This is a genomic window from Pseudomonas sp. GL93 (genome assembly GCF_003408955.1).
Classification (GTDB): Bacteria; Pseudomonadota; Gammaproteobacteria; order Pseudomonadales; family Pseudomonadaceae; genus Aquipseudomonas; species Aquipseudomonas paracarnis.
Map to the genome: position 1 here is coordinate 1 of NZ_NKRF01000006.1, position 17,646 is coordinate 17,646.

Annotated in this window: 7 protein-coding genes; 1 reads left to right on the forward strand and 6 read right to left on the reverse strand. The window is 62.7% G+C overall.

What is annotated here, in order from left to right:
* Positions 1 to 172 precede the first annotated feature (172 nt).
* Both CER19_RS02700 and CER19_RS02705 read right to left on the reverse strand, forming a co-directional pair.
* The gene (locus tag CER19_RS02700) at positions 173 to 727 is read right to left on the reverse strand and encodes a hypothetical protein (protein WP_116665302.1); all 555 of its coding nucleotides are present in this window, start codon (positions 725 to 727) and stop codon (positions 173 to 175) included.
* 72 nt (positions 728 to 799) lie between these two features.
* Positions 800 to 2,611 (reverse strand): monovalent cation:proton antiporter-2 (CPA2) family protein, encoded by a 1,812-nt coding sequence (locus CER19_RS02705; RefSeq protein WP_116665303.1) that lies wholly within the window; start codon positions 2,609 to 2,611, stop codon positions 800 to 802.
* A gap of 426 nt (positions 2,612 to 3,037) precedes the next feature.
* On the opposite strand from CER19_RS02705, the gene CER19_RS02710 reads away from it, so the two are divergent.
* Positions 3,038 to 14,425 carry an autotransporter-associated beta strand repeat-containing protein gene (locus CER19_RS02710; RefSeq protein WP_116665304.1) on the forward strand — a complete coding sequence of 3,796 codons (11,388 nt, stop codon included), beginning with the start codon at positions 3,038 to 3,040 and terminating at the stop codon, positions 14,423 to 14,425.
* 204 nt (positions 14,426 to 14,629) lie between these two features.
* On the opposite strand, the gene CER19_RS02715 is transcribed toward CER19_RS02710, so the two are convergent.
* The 4 genes from CER19_RS02715 to CER19_RS02735 all read right to left on the reverse strand — a co-directional run bounded on the left by CER19_RS02715 (position 14,630) and on the right by CER19_RS02735 (position 17,460).
* Positions 14,630 to 15,019 carry a hypothetical protein gene (locus CER19_RS02715; RefSeq protein ID WP_116665305.1) on the reverse strand — a complete coding sequence of 130 codons (390 nt, stop codon included), beginning with the start codon at positions 15,017 to 15,019 and terminating at the stop codon, positions 14,630 to 14,632.
* Positions 15,016 to 15,261 (reverse strand): PAAR domain-containing protein, encoded by a 246-nt coding sequence (locus tag CER19_RS29330; protein ID WP_330211271.1) that lies wholly within the window; start codon positions 15,259 to 15,261, stop codon positions 15,016 to 15,018. The genes CER19_RS02715 and CER19_RS29330 overlap by 4 nt, the downstream gene beginning before the upstream one ends.
* A gap of 415 nt (positions 15,262 to 15,676) precedes the next feature.
* Entirely contained in the window at positions 15,677 to 16,069 is a 393-nt protein-coding gene (locus CER19_RS02730; protein WP_116665307.1) for a hypothetical protein, read from the reverse strand.
* Positions 16,066 to 17,460, reverse strand: a complete 1,395-nt coding sequence (locus tag CER19_RS02735; protein WP_116665308.1) for a PAAR domain-containing protein — start codon at positions 17,458 to 17,460, stop codon at positions 16,066 to 16,068. Before CER19_RS02735 ends, CER19_RS02730 begins: the two co-directional genes overlap by 4 nt.
* Positions 17,461 to 17,646: the final 186 nt, after the last annotated feature.

Below are 17,646 nucleotides of genomic sequence, written 5' to 3' on the forward strand. Positions count from 1 at the left end.
GTAGGAGCGAGCTTGCTCGCGAAAAACGTCAACGATAACGCGTGCTCGCTGAATGAACGCGGCGCCTGTAAGTTTTTCGCGAGCAAGCTCGCTCCTACAAAAAAGCCTTAACTGACTGGCATTAGGGCAATCCCGCTCCCACATGGGTTTTGTGTTGGCTGGTAGAGGGGGGTTACTTGCCGCCCGTAATCTGTTTCACCAACTGCGCATGCCCCTTCACATCATCCGCCCGGGAAATGGCCTGGATCACCAGCAAGTGGTTGCCCGAACCACCCAGGAATGTGGAGTTCAAGGTCTTGCCACCACCTTGGGTGGCGCTGCTGTCCACTTGGCGCAGGCCCAGGCCCTTGTAGGTGAGTTTCTTCTCGCCCAGTTTCTTGAAGTCAGGCAGCGCAGCGCTCTGGTCCTTGACGAAATCGGCCACGGCGCCGTCTAGGAACTGCGGGTCGTTATCCTGGATAGTTGCCCCATCGTTGCGCACGGTTTCGGCGACGATCACTACACTTTTCGTCGTCGAGTTGGCGTACAGGGTGCCTTGGGTGTCGGCGGTGCCGTCTTGCGCCGTGCCGGAGGGCAGGGTGTCGGCGCTGTAGGCCTTGGGCAGTTTGAAGGTGAACTTGCCACCCAAGGTGGAGATGGTCTGTGTGGCGGGCTTGGCAGCAGCGAACACGCTGCCGGCGGTCAGGGCGAGGGCCGGCAGCATTGCGGTCTTGGTGAACGTGGCCATGAAGCACTCCGGGGATGAACGAAATTGCGGCGTATTCTGTCAGAAAATTCGCAATCTCGTTCATCGGCCCCGTCACACTTTGTCGGAAGATTCTTCCTCAAGCCTGTCCATTTCAAACAAGCGCGCCAGTTCCGCACGGGCTTCCTGGGCGGTTTGCATGACCTTGGCCGCGTCGTCGTACACCGCGTGTTGGGCGGCGAGTACCTGCTGGTCATGGGTCTTGAAGCGGTTGATGCGCGCATCGGCCTGGGCCTGGCTCAAACCGAGACCGACCAGGGTACGGCGGCTCATTTCCAGGCTGGAGTAGAAGGTTTCGCGCACCGGTGAAGCGTCCAGGTCCACCAGGCGGTGTACGTGCTGGCGGTTACGCGCACGGGCGATGATCTTCATGTGCGGGTAGAGGTTGCGCACCAGCTCGGCGGTCTTGATGTTGATCTCCGGGTCGTCCATGGCGATGACGAAGAACTCCGCTTGATCGACTTTGGCCGCATGGAGGATTTCCGGGCGCTGGGGGTCGCCGTAGAACACCGGCATACCACCGAAACTGCGGGTCAGCTCGATGGTTTCCACCGAGGTGTCGAGGGCGATGAACGAGATGTTCTGCGCGCGCAGGATACGCGCCACGATCTGGCCCATGCGGCCCATGCCGGCGATGACCACGCGGGGCGCATCGCTTTCGATGGCGCGGTATTCCTCGGGCACTTCCACCGGCTTGGCCTTGGGCTTGAACAGCTTGGGGCACACCAGCAACAGCAGCGGGGTCACGGCCATGGACAGCGTGATGGTGAGCACCAGCACGTCGTACAGCTGCGGTTCGAACAGGCCCTGGTCGCGGCCGATCTTGAACACCACAAAGGCGAACTCACCCCCCGCCGCCAGCACCACGCCCAGGCGTAAAGCGCTTTCGCGGTTGAGGTCGCCCACCATTCGCCCGACGGCGTACAGCAGCGGCAGCTTCAAGCCGATCAGCAGCAGGGTCAGGCCGATCACCACCAGCGGTGTGCTGAGCAGCAGACTGAGGTTGGCGCCCATGCCCACGCTGATAAAAAACAGCCCCAGCAGCAGACCCTTGAACGGCTCGATTTGGGATTCCAGTTCGTGGCGGTATTCCGAATCCGCCAGCAGCAGGCCGGCAAGGAAGGCCCCCGGGGCCATGGACACGCCCACCAATTCCATCAGCCAGGCGGTGCCGATCACCACCAGCAGCGCGGTGGCGGTGGACACTTCGCGCAGGCCGGTCTTGGCGACAATGCGAAACACCGGGCGCAACAGGTAGCGCCCGCCGATGATCACCACGGCGATGCTGCCCAGGATCTGCAGCACATGTTGCAGGCCTTGGGCCTCGGTGGTCGGATGATCGCTGCCGGCCAGCAACGGCACCATGGCGATCAGCGGGATGGCCGCGATGTCCTGGAACAACAGGATGGCAAAGGCCAGACGCCCGTGGGGTTGGTTGAGCTCCTTGCGCTCGGCCAGGCTTTGCAGGCCAAACGCCGTGGAGGACAGCGCCAGACCCAGGCCCAGCACGATGGCGCTGTTCCACGACTGGCCAAACAGCCACAGCGCGACCGCACCCATCACCACGCCGGTGAGCAGTACCTGGGCCAGACCGACGCCGAACACCGCCTTGCGCATTACCCATAAACGTTTGGGTGACAATTCCAGGCCGATGATGAACAGCAACAGCACCACGCCCAGTTCAGAAAACTGCGCCACGCTTTGCGGGTTGCCGATCAGGCCAAGTACCGACGGGCCGATGATCACACCGGCGAACAGATAGCCCAGCACCGCGCCCAATTGCAGGCGCTTGGCCAGGGGCACGGTCAGCACGGCGGCGAACAGGAACACCACGGCTGCTTGTAACAGGTTGCCTTCATGGGGCATTACGAACTCCATCGTTTACGTGGATCAACTCGGGGGGCCATTGTGGCCAGAGATTGCTCCCGCTGGGCTGCGAAGCGGCCCCAAAAAACTGCGGGCGCTGCGCACCCGAGCGGGAGCAATCTCTGGCCACAAAAGTGTTCCACAGCAGGGGAAATAGAGCGCTATTAGAGCGCTTTTTCACATTTTGAAACTTGTATTTTTGTCGCGACAGTCAATGGATGTTGGCTCTCATCCCATTCTTACGCCGGTTTTACGAAAGTATTAATACCATTTAATTCAATGGCTTTCGCGCAGGTCTACTAACGTTTCGAAAAACTGGATCAGTAGTCACCACGGTCAGGTGTTTCGAAGTCGATGCGTGTGGATCGTTGAAGCAAGGCGTGCACGCAGTCACGGACGAAAGGCTTGGACCACAAGGAGTAGGACGTGGATAGAAGACTTGCGACTGCCGCTTTACCTCGTATTTCTGCACTTTCTCTCGCAATCCGCCTGGGAGTGGCCGGGCTGGTGATGGGGCTGGCGAGCCCGGATGTGTTTGCCGCCTGTAGCCCGGCAAGTCCTACGGCCGGCGCGACGGTGACCTGTACGGGCGTGCCGTCATTGCCATTGTTCCTCAACACCTTCAGCAGCGCGGTCAACAACCTGACGGTCAACGTCAACGCCGGGGCGCAGCTCAACGCAACGCTGGGCGGCAAAGCACTGACCCTGACCGGCAACAACGCCACGTTGAACAACTCCGGCACTATTGACCCGGCACTCCTGGGATTGGTTTCAGTGTTGAGCGGTGGGGTGGTGATCGGCAACACGGCAGCCAGCGTGTTGAACATCACCAACAGCGCCACCGGCATCATGCGCGGTACTGGCGCGTTGCTGGGGCTGAACCTGGCCTCGCTGGACGGCATGGCCCTGAACGCCACCAACGGCGCAGGCGGCACCACCACGATCGTCAACAACGGGGTCATTGGTTCTTCCTCGTTGCTCGGCCTGTCGCTGTTCACTTCCGATACCCCGGTGGTGGCAGTGCAGGGTGGCGGGCAGGTCAATATGACGAATAATGGCACCCTGACCGGGCGCGTGGCGTTCGAGAGCTCCACTACAGGGAACACGTTCCGCAACACCGGCACGATCTCTGGCGGCGTGTCGATGGGGACCGCCAGTACCAACACCTTTACGGCAGTCACGGGCTCGCAAGTGACCAATGGCGGCGGCCTCGGCGTAAGCCTGGGCGGACTGATCGGCGTGAACCTGACGTTTGCGCCCACCGGCCAGGTGGACGGCGGCGCAGGCGGCAGCAACTCGCTGATCCTTGAAAACACGACGGGTGTCGGTGGTGGCAGTACAGGCACCGGCACGGCTTCCAGCGCCAACTATGTCAACTTCAACAACCTGGCCATCAACAGTGGCACCTGGACGTTGCAGGGGCCGTTGGTCAGCGGCAGCACTACGCTCAATGGCGGTGTGGCGCAATTCAATAACAACGCGACATTTGGCAGCGGTGTGCTCACGTCTAACGGCGGCGCTATCGAGGCCACCGGCAACGGCTTGACGCTGGCTAACCTGACGACCCTCGGAACCGGTGGCCTGACGGTGCAGGGGGCTGCTACCGGGCTGACTTTGAGTGGCCTGATCTCGGGCACTGCTGGCCTGAACAAAGCCGGTACCGGCGAGTTGATCCTTAGCGGCGCCAACACCTTTCAGGGCGGCACCACCTTGAATGCCGGGACGCTCACATTGGGCAATGCCGCAGCGCTAGGCTCCGGTGCCTTGACCGTAGCGGGTGCGGGTACGTTGCAGAGCAATGCTGCGCTGACCACCAGCAATGCGATTACCTTGAACGCCAATCTGACCGTAGACGGCGTGAACCCGCTGACCCTTGGTGGGGTTGTCAGCGGTGGTTCCGGGCTGATCAAGGAAGGCGTATCGAGCCTGGCGCTTACGGGCAACAATACTTACACCGGCGCCACGGCCCTCAACGCCGGTTCGCTGGTGGTTGGCTCCAATACTGCGCTCGGCGCCAGTGTGTTGAACGCCTCGGCGGGTACCACGTTGGATGCCAGTGCAGCAGTGAGCCTGGGCAATAACCTCAACCTGGGCGGTAACCTGACCCTTGGCGGCAGCAACGCGCTGACCCTTGGCGGCGTGGTGGCGGGCCTTGGCGGGTTGATCAAAAACGGCCCGGCTGACCTGATCCTCAATCAAGCGAACACTTACCTGGGCAACACGGCACTCAACAGCGGCAAGCTGGTGATTGGCGCTACCGGTGCCTTGGGTGCGGGTACGTTGAATGCAGCCGCAGGCACGACCCTGGACGCCAGCACCAGTGCTACGCTGGCCAACGCGATCAACCTGGCCGGTAATCTTGGAATCGGTGGCAGCGCCAACCTGACCCTGGGCGGCACGGTCAACGGTGCAGGCAGCCTGACCAAAAACGGCACGGCCGGCCTGACACTCAGCGCCAGCAATAACTTCCTGGGCGGCACCACGCTGAATGCGGGCAGCCTGACCGTCGGCAGCAACACGGCGCTTGGCCTGGGCAACTTGACCGTCGGCGGCGCCGCCACCCTGGACAGCACCTCGGCGGTGACGCTCGGCAATGGCATTGCCCTCAACGCCGGGCTGACCGTCGGCGGCACCAATGGGCTGACCCTGGGCGGTGTGGTCAGCGGCGCGGGTGCGCTGATCAAGGATGGCCTGGCCAACCTGACCCTTAACGGCACCAACACGTTCACCGGTGGCACCAGCCTCAACGCCGGTACGCTGACCTTGGGCACGGGAGGCGCATTGGGCGCAGGCCCCTTGACGGTCGGCGGTGCGGCAACCCTGGATAACAGTGCGGCCCTCACCCTGGGCAACGGGATTGCCCTGAATGGTGACCTGACGCTCGCGGGCAACAATGACCTGAACCTCAGCGGCGTGATCAGCGGCGCCAGTGCGCTGATCAAAAATGGCTTGGCTGACCTGACCTTGAGCGGCAGCAACACTTTTACCGGGCCATTGAATATTGTCTCCGGCAGCGTCACCACCGGCAGCACCGGTGCATTGGGCAGCACCTCCGGCGTTGATGTCAGCGCTGGCGCTGCGCTGAACCTGGGTGTCGATTCCAGCCTGGCTGGCCTCAGCGGTGCAGGTGGCGTGGCAGTTGGCGGCGGTTTTAACCTCACTGTGGGTGGCGTCAGCACCAGCAGTACCTTTGACGGTGATCTCAGCGGCGCTGGCGGCTTGATCAAGGTCGGCACCGGCACCCTCACGCTCAACGGAATCAATGGCATCACCGGTAACACGGCGATCAACGCGGGTACCCTGGATGTCGATGGTTCTCTGGGCAGCGCGTTGGTTAACGTGAATAGCGGCGGCACCCTCACCGGCAGTGGCTCGCTATTGGGTACGGCGAATATCAATAGCGGCGGGCACTTGGCGCTGGGCAGTGGCACGACCTTGTCGGCCGCTGGCCTGAACATGAGTGCCGGGGCCAGTCTGGATGTGGCCCTTGGCGCACCGTCGCTGACCTCGCTGATGAATGTCGGTGGCAACGTGAATCTGGCCGGTGACCTTAATGTGAGCGATGCCGGTGGCTTTGGCGCCGGTGTGTATCGCTTGATCAACTACACCGGCGGCTTGACCGGTGCGTTGAACGTCAACACGGTGCCGCTGGGCTTCGGCCTAGGTGATCTGCTGGTACAAACCTCCGTGGGCAGCCAGGTCAACCTGGTGGTATCGGCCCCGAACATTCGGTTCTGGGACGGCAGCAACGCCATTGCCAACGGCACTGTTGACGGTGGCAACGGCACCTGGACAGCGGGGGGCACCAACTGGACCTCGGCCGACGGCCTTTCCAACCAGACCTGGGGCGGCGGCTTTGCGGTGTTCCAAGGCGCGGCGGGTACTGTGAGCGTGGATGGCGTACAAACCATCACCGGTCTGCAATTCGCCACCGATGGCTACAGCCTGGTCAATGGCACCGGTGGGCAGTTGAGCACTGGCAGCGGCAACTTCGCCGTGCGCGTCGACCCACTGGCGACTGCCACCCTGGGCGTTGATATCACCGGCGCGGGCGTTCTGAACAAACTCGATACCGGCACGCTGGTGCTCAATGGCGCCAACAGCTACACCGGCGGCACCTTGCTCAATGGCGGTACGTTGGTGGTGGGCAGCAACACCGCGCTGGGCACTGGCACGCTGACCGCTGCGGCGGGCACCACACTGGATAGCAATGCCCCGGTGACCCTGGGCAATGATGCGGTACTCAGCGGCACCCTGACGGTCGGTGGCAGCAACGCATTGGCGCTCAATGGCGCCATCAGCGGCATCGGTGGCCTGGTCAAGAACGGCGCGGCAGACCTGACACTCGGCGGCACCAACACCTTCCTGGGCCCTGTGGCCTTGAACGCAGGCGGGCTGATCCTGGCCAGCAATACGGCGCTGGGCGCGGGCGTATTGAACGCGGCAGGCGGTACCACCTTGGACGCCAGCACGGCGGTCACCACCACCAACGCGATCAATCTGGCGGGCAACCTGGGCATCGGCGGCAGCGCTGACCTGACCCTCGGTGGCGCAATCAACGGTGCGGGCAGCCTGACCAAGGAGGGCACGGCCAATCTGATCCTCAGCGGCGCCAACGCCTACCTGGGTGGCACCACCCTGAACGCCGGTACGCTGACCTTGGGCAGCGCCACCGCCCTTGGTCTGGGCAACCTCACCGTTGGCGGCGCGGCGACCCTGAATAACGCGGCACCGCTGAGTGTGGGCAATGGCGTCGTGCTTAACGCCAACCTCGCCGTCACCGGCAGTAACGACCTGACCCTCAATGGCCTGGTCACCGGCACGGCTGGCCTGAGCAAAGACGGCGCGGCCAACTTGACCCTCAATGGCGTCAACACCTTTCAAGGCGGCACCACGCTCAACGCCGGCACGCTGACCCTGGGCACGGCAGCGGCCCTGGGTACCGGCGCCTTGAACGTAAACGGCGCGGCCACTCTGGCCAACAGCACACCGCTGGTATTGGCCAATGCGGTCAACCTCAACGCTGGGCTGACCGTGGGCGGTCTCAACAATAACCTGACCCTGGCCGGCGTGCTGGCCGGCAGCGGTAGCCTGGTAAAAACCGGCACGGCGGATGTGAGCCTCACCGGTACTAACACCTTCAACGGCCTGTTTGATGTGCAATCGGGCAGCCTTACCACGCTGGGCAATGGTGCACTGGGTGTCGGCGCCGGGGTCAACCTGGCGAGCGGTACTTCCCTGAACCTGGGCGGTAGCGCCAGCCTGGGCGCCCTCACGGGTACCGGGATTGCAACCGTAGGCGCCGGCAGCACCTTGAGCGTCGGCAATAATAATCTGGACAGCACTTTCGACGGGATCGTGGCAGGCCCCGGCAATCTGGCCAAAGACGGCACAGGCGCCTTGACCCTCGGCGGCCTCAGCGTGGTGACCGGGGACGCCCAGGTCAACGCCGGCAGCTTGCTCGTCAATGGTTCCCTGGCCAGCGCCAACGTGGCGGTGGGCAGTGGCGCCACCCTCGGTGGTACCGGCACTTTGTTGGGCAACGTGACCATCGCCGACGGCGGCCACCTGGCCGTCAATTCCGGCGCGACCCTCACCACCGGTTCGCTGCTGCTCAATGCCAACTCCAACCTGGATGCGGGCCTCGGTGCGCCCGCCACGGGCGGCACGGCGCTGGTTCAGGTCAACGGCAACCTGACCCTGGACGGCACCCTCAACGTCACCGATATCGGCGGCTTCGGTGCGGGCATCTACCGCCTGATCGACTACACCGGTGGCCTGACCAACAACGGCCTGCTGCTGGGCAGCCTGCCGGTGAACATCCCGGCCAGCGACCTGGACCTGCAAACCGCCATTGGCAACCAGGTTAACCTGCTGGTCAACGGCAGCACCAACGTGCAGTTCTGGGACGGCAGCCAAACCACGGGCAATGGCACCATCGAAGGCGGCAACGGCACTTGGAGTGCAGGCGGCAGCCAATGGACCGGCGTCAACGGCGCATTCAACACCGCCTGGACCCCGAACAGCTTTGCCGTGTTCCAAGGCACGGCGGGCACCGTCACGGTTGACGGCGCGCAAGCCGTCACCGGTTTGCAGTTCGTCACCGATGGCTACACCCTGGCGGGCGGCGCAGCGGGCGCCTTGACCCTGTTCAATGGTGTGGGTGGCAACACCGCCGTACGTGTCGATCCCGGCGTCACCGCCACCCTGGGCGTGGCGCTCAACGGCGGCGGCACCCTGGCCAAGCTCGACACCGGTACCCTGGTGCTTAACGGTGCCAACAGCTACACCGGCGGCACCGCCCTCAATGGCGGCACCCTGGTGGTCGGCAATAACACTGCCCTGGGCAGTGGCGCCCTGAACGCGGCCGCCGGCACCACCCTCGACAGCAGCACGGCGGTCCCCCCGGCCAATGCACTCAACGTCAACGGTAGCCTGACCTTCGGCGGCAGCAATGCCCTGACCCTGGCCGGCACCGTGGCGGGCACGGGCAGCCTGATCAAGAATGGCATCGCCAACCTGACCCTCAGTGGCAACAACACCTATGCCGGCCCAACCGCACTCAACGCAGGCGGCCTGATCCTGGCTTCCAACACTGCCCTGGGCAGCGGCGCCCTGAACGCGGCCGCCGGCACCACCCTGGACAGCAACACGGCGGTCGCCCTGGCCAATACGGTCAATCTGGCCGGCAACCTGGGCATTCTGGGCACCGCCGACCTGAGCCTGAACGGCCTGGTCAGCGGTAGCGGTGGGCTGACCAAAACCGGCGCGGGCAACCTCACGCTCAACGGCGCCAACGCCTACTTGGGCGGCACGCAATTGAATGCCGGCTCCCTGACCCTGGGCAATGCGTCGGCCCTGGGCAGCGGTGCCTTGGCGGTCAATGGGGCAGCCACCCTGGACACCAACACGGTGTTGGCCCTGGCCAATAACACCAGCCTGAATGCCGCGCTCACCATCGGCGGCAGCAACGACCTGAGCCTCAACGGTGTGGTGGACGGCAGTGGTTCGTTGACCAAGGCCGGTGGCGCCAACCTGACCCTCAACGGCGCCAACACCTACAGCGGCGGCACGGCGCTCAATGCCGGTACGCTGACCGTCGGCAGCACCACGGCCCTGGGCTCGGGCGCATTGACCGTCGGCGGTGCGGCGACCCTGGTCAATAGCACGCCGCTGGTGCTGGCCAATGCGGTTAACCTCAATGGCGACCTCACGGTTGCTGGCAACAACAACTTGACCCTGGCCGGTGTACTCGCTGGCAATGCAGCGCTGATCAAAAATGGCGCGGCGGACCTGCTGCTGACCGGCAACAACAGCTTCAGCGGCCCACTGACCGTGGCGGCCGGCAGCGTGACCACGGCGGGTAATGGGGCGCTGGGCACCACCTCCGGCGTCACTGTCGGCAGCGGCGCGAGCCTCAACCTGGGTGGCAATGCCAACCTCAACAGCCTGGCCGGCACCGGCACGGTGCAGGTGGCTGGCGGCGCTACGCTGGCGGTGGGTGGCAGCAATCTGGATAACAGTTTTGGCGGTGCGCTCAACGGTGCCGGCAACCTGGATAAAAACGGCAGCGGGGTGCTCAACCTGAGCGGCACCAATGGCATCAGCGGCGCGGCCAACGTCAACGGCGGTACCTTGAATGTCACAGGTTCCCTGGCCAGCGGCACGGTGGCGGTGAACAGCGGCGCAACCCTGGCCGGCAGCGGCTCATTGGGCGGTGCGGTGACCGTGGCCGACGGTGGGCACATCGGCCTGGCCTCCGGCAGCACGCTGTCGGTGGGCTCGTTGGTGCTGGGCGGCAACTCGAACCTGGATGTCGGTCTCGGCACCCCGGTGCTGGGTGGCGGCACAGGCCTGCTGAATGTCGGTGGCGACCTGACCCTGGACGGTAACCTCAATGTTACCGATATCGGCGGCTTTGGCAGCGGCGTCTACAACCTCATCAACTACACCGGGGCCTTGACCGATAACGGCCTGGCGCTCGGCACACTGCCAGGCAGCGTGGTGCCGGGCGACCTGCAAGTGCAGACCGCGGTCACCAACAAGGTCAACCTGCTGGTGACTGCGCCCAACACCACCGTGCAGTTCTGGGATGGCAGCAGCCTGATCGGCAACGGCGCGATTGACGGCGGCAACGGCACTTGGAACGCCGGTAATACCAACTGGACCAATGTCGACGGCACCCTCAACCAAGGCTGGGCCAACAGCTTCGCGGTGTTCCAAGGCGCGGCAGGCAACGTGACGGTGGACGGCACGCAAAACATCACCGGCATGCAGTTCGTCACCGATGGCTACACCCTGGGCGCCGGCACGGCGGGCGTGCTCAACTTAGTCAATGGCGGCACCGGCAACACCGCGGTGCGCGTCGACCCCAACGCCACCGCGACCCCGGGCGTGACCCTCAACGGCGCTGGCACCCTGGCCAAACTCGACAGCGGCACCCTGGTACTCAACGGCAATAATGGCTACACCGGCGGTACCGCGCTCAATGGCGGCACCCTGGTGGTGGGCAATAACAGTGCCCTGGGCACAGGCGCTCTGACGGCGGCCGGCGGCACCACCCTGGACAGTAACGCGGCGGTCAGCCTGGCCAATGCGGCCGTGCTCAACGGTGCCTTGGCGGTGGCAGGCAGCAACGCGCTGAGCCTCGACGGGGTTATCAGCGGCAGCGGCAGCCTGGTGAAAAACGGTGCGGCAGCGCTGACGCTCAATGGCGTCAACAGCTACAGCGGCGGCACAGGCCTGAACGCCGGTCAATTGATCCTCGGCAATAATGCTGCCCTGGGCAGTGGTGCCTTGACGGTCGGCGGCGCAGCGCAACTGGATGGCAGCACCGACCTGCAACTGGCCAATGCCCTCAACCTGGGCGGCCCGCTGACCCTGGCCGGCAGCCACGACCTGGCCCTCAACGGCGTGGTGAGCGGCAGCGGCAGCCTGGTGAAAAATGGCAACGGCGCGTTGTTGCTGACCGCTGCCAACACCTACAGCGGCGGTACCACGCTCAACGGCGGCACCACCACCGGCAACACCACCAGCCTGCAAGGCGCTATCGCCAACAACGCGGCGTTGACCTTTGAGCAAGCCATCGACGGCACCTACACCGGCAACCTCACGGGTACCGGCGTGCTGAACAAAACCGGCACCGGCGCGTTGCTGCTCAGCGGCACTAACACCTTCACCGGCAACACCAACGTCAACACCGGCAGCCTGCTGGTCAACGGCACCTTGAACAGCGCCGCAGTGCAAGTCGCCAGCGGCGCGACCCTCGGCGGCAGCGGTACCCTGGGCGGTGCGGTGAACATGGCCGACGGCTCGGTGCTCCAGGCCGGTGCCGCGACGCCGCTGTCGGTGGGTTCGCTGGCGTTGTCGTCGGGCACCACCCTGGACTTCGCCCTCGGTGCGCCGGGTGCCTCCAGTACAGCGGTGAACGTGGCGGGCAACCTGACCCTGGATGGCACGCTTAACGTCAGCGATACGGGCGGCTTTGGCGTCGGCGTGTACCAGCTGTTTCGCTACGGCGGCAGCTTGACCGATAACGGCCTCACCTTTGGCACCTTGCCGGTGGCGCTGGGCAACCTGAGCCTGCAAACGGCGCTGGCCAACCAGCTCAACCTGGTGGTGCAAACCGCGCCAGGGCAGATCCAGTTCTGGAATGGCGGCACCACCAACCCCGATGGCAGCATCAGCGGCGGCAGCGGTACCTGGGGCCCAGGCACCAACTGGACCGACCCCACCGGCACCCAAGGGCAGGCGTCCACCAATCAGTTCGCGGTATTTGGCGGGCAGGGCGGCACCGTGACCGTAGTCGGCAACCAAGGCTTCACCGGCCTGCAAGTGCTGGACGCCGGCTACACGCTGACCGCCGGCGCAGGCGGCAGCTTGAGCCCGACCAATGCGGCGGATGGCAGCCTGGCGCCAGTGCGGGTTAATTCCGGCGTGACTGCCCAGATTGATGCACCGCTGGTGGGAGCCGGGGGCATCAACAAGCTGGATGCGGGCACCTTGCTGCTGACTGGCGCCAATACCTACACCGGCGGCACCACCGTCAGTGGCGGTACGCTGGCGGGCACCACCCCCAGCCCGCGTGGCAGGATCCTCAACAACGCGCGGTTGTTGTTCGCCCAACGCACCAATGGCCAGTTCAGCGGTACCTTGAGCGGCACGGGTGCGCTGATTAAGCAAGGCGCGGGCGCGCTGTTGCTGACCGGCAACCAGCCGTTCAGCGGCACCGTGGCAGTGGAAGAGGGCGTGTTGCAAGTGGGTAACGCGGCCAACCCAGGCGCGGTGCTTGGCGGCCAAGTCACTGTGGCCAACGGTGCGGGGCTGACCGGCAACGGCAGTGTCGGTTCGCTGGTCAACAACGGCTCGGTGACGCCCGACGGTGGCAAGCTGACCGTGGCCGGCAACTTCACCAACGCCAGCACCGGTGCGCTGAACCTGGTGATCACCCCATCCACCACCGGCTCCCTGGCCGTGGGCGGCACCGCCAACCTGGGCGGCACCTTGAGTGTGATCAACCTGGCACCCTATACCGGCGCCACCACCTACACCCTGCTGACGGCGGGCGCGGTCAACGGCACCTTCGCCACCACCAACCTGGAGAACCTGGCATTCCTCACGACCGCGTTGAACTACAGCCCAACCCAAGTGGCCCTGGCGGTCAGCCGCAACGACGTCAGCTACGCCAGCGTGGCGGCCACCGGTAACCAACGCGGCGTGGCGGCGGCGTTGGGCACAGGTACCGCAGTCGGTGGCGCAGCGGTGCAAAATGCACTGCTTAACGGTGATGCAGCGGCGGCACGTGCGGCCTTCGACAGCTTGTCCGGCGAAATCCACGCCAGCACCGCCAGCGCTATGCTTGAAGACTCCCGTTACGTGCGTGATGCGGTCAACGAGCGCCTGCGCCAACCCGGTTGCTACCGCGAGGACGACCCGCGCAATACCCTGGCACCCAGCGAGAACCACCTGAGCAGCGCCGGTTGCCATGGCGAGATGGTCGGTTGGATGCGCGTGCTCGGCACCTGGGGCCACATGGGCGGTGACAGCAACACCGCCAAGCTGGACCGCAACCTCAGTGGCTTCCTGCTCGGTACCGACAAGCAAGTGGACGACGCCTGGCGCGTGGGCGTGGCCGCCGGCTACACCCGTAGCGACCTGGACGCCAAGCGCCGCAATTCCAGCGCCGATGTGGACAGCTACCACCTGATGGCCTACACCGCCTACCAGCAGGAAGCCTTCGCCGCACGCATGGGCGTGGCGTACAGCTGGCATGACGTCGAAAGCAAACGCAACGTGGCAGTCGGCGGCGAGGGCCAACGCCTCAAAGCCGACTACAAGGCACGCAGTGCGCAGGTGTTCGGTGAAGTCGGCTACACCATCCAAACCCCTAGCGTGGCCCTGGAACCGTTCGCCGGCCTGGCCTACGTCAACTACGACAGCGACACGATCAAGGAAAAAGGCGGCTCGGCAGCCCTGCGTGGCGATGCCGACCAGGACATCACCTACTCGACCTTGGGCGTGCGCATTGGCCAGACCATCACCCTGGGCAACGGCTCGAAAATCACCCCACGGGGCAGCATCGGCTGGCGCCATGCCTTCGGTGACACCAAGCCCGACGCCGACCTGAGTTTTATCAATGGCGGTGGCTCGTTCAGCACCCAGGGCGTGCCGATTGCCAAGGACAGCGCGGTGGTGGAAGCAGGCCTGGATTACCAGATCAGCCAGAACGGCAGACTGGGCCTGGGCTACTCGGGCCAACTCTCGCGCAACGACAAGGACCACGCGGTGACGGTGAGTTTCACCCTCGGTTTCTGATCACGGCCGAGTTTTCTTGAACCGCCCGCAAGGGCGGTTTTTTTTGCCCCATGTAGGAGCGAGCTCGCTCGCGAAAAACGTCAACGATAACGCCGGCATCCTGATTAAACGCGGCGCCTGTGATTTTTTCGCGAGCAAGCTCGCTCCTACAGGAGGTTGGACTTGGCCGTGTTGATGTGGTGCCTCGGGTGAGGCCCGTTTGGGTTACCTGAACTCCAGCAGAATGGATATAGCCGCCAACCAAATCGCAGCGGTGAGGATCATCGTCGTAACGATTGTGAGAAGACGTTTTAGATAGGGAGGGAAGTTCTCATAGTCCACCGGATCCAATTTGCCATGCCGGATATGCAACTTTGGCATCAGGATCATTCCGGCTATTTGTGACATTTCCAAAAGAGACCAAATCAAACCGCGCTTCCCAAGGCTGTCTCCCCAAAGATAGATATAACGACTGTTCTTCAACGCTTCCTTTATGGCGTTCAGATGACGATGGGTAAGATACAGGCTAAGTCCGAGACCCGCATAGCCAAGGACAAGCCAGCCGCCCGCGACAATAATCGCAACCCAGGGAGACCAATTGTCGATACTGGTCATGGTTGAGAAATCTCATAAATCTTGTCTCCCACATCCAGCGTACCGGCAGTACGCCGGCCATGACTGTGAATGAAATGAATACCTCCGACGATCCGATAGATTTGCCCATCTTTCCCGCAACTGACTCGATCCCCTGCACGGGCATGGAGCAGGCCATACATGTTGACTCTGTCATCACCGTCCAGCACTTCGTCGCCGCAGGTGGTCTTGTCACCTTTGCCAATGAGATAACCCACGCTCATTGTTTTGCCCTTTATCCATTAGAGGTTTTGGCCGCACTTTCCGAGGTGGCCGAGTAAGAGAAAGTCAGCGGCAAACCAAATTTTGGAGAGGGATTTCCTGAGGGTAAAGTCAGACGTTTCCGGGCTTTTCGTCGTACAAATCTGATCGTCCCGCAGCACCCGATACAGTCCCCCGCGCGAGCAGTACCGCTCCTTGTCCCCGCTTCCCATGTCACCCCCCAGCCCACAGATCCCTTAATTTTCAAGCCTGCCGGAAGCCCCTCCAGGCCTACGGCTGCGCCCGCAGTTTTTTACAGGCGCGCGCTACTGCCGATCCAAGCGGTAAAACTGAATACGGACAGTCTCGTCAACCGTGAATTACAGGAGATTGCACTCGGCTGTGTTGATGTGGGGCCTCGGGTGAGGCCCGTTTGGGTTACCTGAACTCCAATGCAATGGCTACAACAGCCATCCAAATCAGGGCGGTAGAGATCATCGTCGTAACGATTGTGAGAAGACGCTTTAGATAGGGTGGGAAGTTTTCATAGTCCACGGGGTCCAATTTGCCATGCCGGATATGCAACTTTGGCATCAGGATCATTCCGGCTATTTGTGACATTTCCAAAAGAGACCAAATCAAACCGCGCTTCCCAAGGCTGTCTCCCCAAAGGTAGATATAACGGCTGTTTTTCAAAGCTTCCTTAATGGCGTCCAGGTGACGGTGGGTGAGGTACATACTGAATGCGAGGCCGGCAAAGCCAAGCAGAAGCGGTCCCCCGGCAACCATCCAGAAAGCCAGCCAGGACTTCCAAAACTCTTCCGTCGTCATGGCAAAGATTTCTCATACAAAATTTCTCCGCCCATTTCGCCACCTTTGCCACCGATCGTCGTACCCGCCCAAGCGCCTGTGCCAACCAGAGCCGCTACACAGATAACGCCCCCTATACCTGTCGTAACACCCAGCCCCAGGCAGATCGTACTACCAGCAACACCACCGACCCACCCGCCAGCAGCACCGCCGCCAACCGAGCCAGCGAACTTTCCAGCCTCGGTAAACTTGATCTTTTCGCAAGCCGCTCCGGAATCGTTATTGCAAACCTGCTGTATTGCCAATGAGGCGGATACGCCGCCAAGGGCAATTCCGATATACCCACCTGCCTTCATGTATCTGGCCGCACGGCTGGTGGCTTCCACATGCGCCGAATACCCCGGAATCTGCCCAGGCCCACCCGCTTTGTCCCAGTGATGTACCAAGCTGCGACTGGATATACCTAGGGCCGTTTTCAACTTGGGGTGATCGCCCAGGGTGGTTTGGCCACGTAAGCGCGTGGAGTTAAGCAGGTGGGCATCCAGATGGTTCATAAGACGCTGTCGATCCGCGAAGAACTGGGGCGATTTAAGGTGACCGTGCTGACGATAAGTTTGTTGATGCAGGCGCTCGATGGCTTGGAGGGTGTCGCGTAGGTTGTTCATGTGCGTTTCCATCACCACAGCGCTGACGCCGAGCCAGGTTGAGGTATGACCGATAAATCCAGCGATCTCGGCACCGTGGCGATAGAGAAAGTCAGCCTCGTCCGGCGTCAGCTCCTCCAGAGATGCGCTGACGTGTTGTGCAGCCTGCATCAGTTGCGCTTCCTGATAGGTGCAGGAGTTATTGTTCGGATCGCTGAGCACGATCATCGAGCCGGCTTTGACGTGGCTCGTATTGGGATTCAGTGCTTGAAACTTGCGCATTACAGCCGTGTCGAGCGCTGGAAAAAGTATGGCTTCCAGCGCTTCGCGACTCATGCTTTTGGGCACGATGTAAAAACCTGGCTCCTGGCCCATCACACCGTTAAAGACATTCGCAGCCCCATTGCTTGAAGGGGTGTAGGTAGGCTGAGAACGCGCCACTGGGGTGCTGTTCGCCGTTTCCGCGGTGGTGGTTGGCAGGGCTGCGTTTCGGCTCCTATACGTAGCCTTGTGAACCGAAGGGATCAGCCGAGCTTTACAGGGGCAGTCACTGTGGCTGTCCAGCGTACCGGCAGTAAGCCGGCCATGACTGTGAATGAAATGAATACCTCCGACGATCCGATAGATTTGCCCATCTTTCCCGCAACTGACCCGATCCCCTGCACGGGCATGGAGCAGGCCATACATGTTGACTCTATCATCACCGTCCAGCACTTCGCCGCCGCAGGTGGTCTTGTCACCTTTGCCAATGAAATAACCCACGCTCATTGTTCTGCCCTTTATCCATTCGAGTGTTTGGCCGTACTTTCCGAGGTGAGAAAGTCAGCGGCAAACCAAACTTTGGAGAGGGATTACCTGAGGGTAAAGTCAGACGTTTCCGGGCTTTTCGTCGTACAAATCTGATCGGCTCGCAGCACCCGATACAGTCCCTCGCGCGAGCAGTACCGCTCCTTG

Excerpts from the sequence above, each read along its gene's own strand:
- CER19_RS02700 (WP_116665302.1), bottom strand. The coding sequence starts at position 727 with ATGGCCACGTTCACCAAGACCGCAATGCTGCCGGCCCTCGCCCTGACC.
- CER19_RS02705 (WP_116665303.1), bottom strand. The coding sequence starts at position 2,611 with ATGCCCCATGAAGGCAACCTGTTACAAGCAGCCGTGGTGTTCCTGTTC.
- CER19_RS02715 (WP_116665305.1), bottom strand. The coding sequence starts at position 15,019 with ATGACCAGTATCGACAATTGGTCTCCCTGGGTTGCGATTATTGTCGCG.
- CER19_RS29330 (WP_330211271.1), bottom strand. The coding sequence starts at position 15,261 with ATGAGCGTGGGTTATCTCATTGGCAAAGGTGACAAGACCACCTGCGGC.
- CER19_RS02730 (WP_116665307.1), bottom strand. The coding sequence starts at position 16,069 with ATGACGACGGAAGAGTTTTGGAAGTCCTGGCTGGCTTTCTGGATGGTT.
- CER19_RS02735 (WP_116665308.1), bottom strand. The coding sequence starts at position 17,460 with ATGAGCGTGGGTTATTTCATTGGCAAAGGTGACAAGACCACCTGCGGC.